The sequence below is a fragment of the Actinomadura geliboluensis genome (genome assembly GCF_005889745.1).
In the GTDB taxonomy this organism is placed as follows: Bacteria; Actinomycetota; Actinomycetes; order Streptosporangiales; family Streptosporangiaceae; genus Spirillospora; species Spirillospora geliboluensis.
The window spans coordinates 1-884 of sequence record NZ_VCKZ01000770.1 but is presented as its reverse complement, the minus strand read 5'-3'; the positions used below and the strand labels follow the sequence as shown (position 1 = coordinate 884).

The following is an 884-nucleotide window of genomic DNA, read 5'->3' as shown; positions in this document are numbered from 1 at the left end:
GGGTGAGGGTGTCGGCGTCGGGGGCGGGGGCCTCGTCGGGGCCGCCGCCCATGCCGGTGCCGACGGCGCGGTCGCGGATGGCGAGGATGACGTCGGCGCCGCTGGTGGCCCACTCGTGGGCGCCGGTCGCGTCGCCCTGGGCGTACAGCACCTCGGCGACGGCGCGGTACACCTCGGGGTCGCGGGGGCTGTCGGCGCGGATCTGGTCGAGGAGGGTGCGGGCCTCGTCGGCGTGGCCCAGCTCGAAGAGCGCGTCGGCGAGGTAGGCGCGCGGGTCGCCGTAGGTCTCGCCGCCGTCGTCCATGGCCCTGCGGTACAGCTCGGCGGCCTTCGCGTGGTCGCCGGCGTGCTGCCACTGCTCGCCGGCGCGCAGCAGGACGTTGGCGCGTGACACCCCACCGGAGACCGACTCGGCCAGCTCGGACAGCCGGCGGGCCGCCGAGATGTGATCGCCGGTGCGCAGGGTGTCGAACTCCAGGTCGTCGAGATCGTCTTCCGTCACATGCGTCACGCTTCAACGCTACCCGGCGGCGCGCGGCCGAAGCGGGCGAATCGACGATGATCGCCGAATACCGCCGCGTACCTGTCAGCTCACCTGCGGGAACGTTCGAGCGCGTCCCAGAATCCGCGGCGCAGCGCGTGCCGCACCTCGTCGTGGAGCAGGAAGTCGATCGGCAGCGAGGAGCCCTGCAGCAGCCGCGCCTCCAGATCGGACGGCATGCGCGGCTTGCGGGCGAGGACGGCCTCCAGCCACAGCGCGGGCGCGTCGCGGGCGACGGACTCGCCGAAGTCCTGGCCCTCCTGGTGAGCGGACTTCACGGCGTCCGCGAGGGTCGGGGTGCTCTGCGCCGGGACGGGGAGCTGCTGTGGCCCGGTGTAGGGGC

At 74.1% G+C, this 884-nt stretch carries 1 protein-coding gene and 1 pseudogene; both read right to left on the bottom strand.

The window, feature by feature from the left end; all coding sequences use genetic code 11:
* A partial coding sequence (locus ETD96_RS44145; RefSeq protein WP_240808658.1) for a tetratricopeptide repeat protein occupies window positions 1-511 on the bottom strand: 511 nt, incomplete at its 3' end.
* Between the two features lie 80 nt (window positions 512-591).
* Window positions 592-884, bottom strand: a pseudogene (locus tag ETD96_RS44140) (NYN domain-containing protein); the annotation flags it as partial.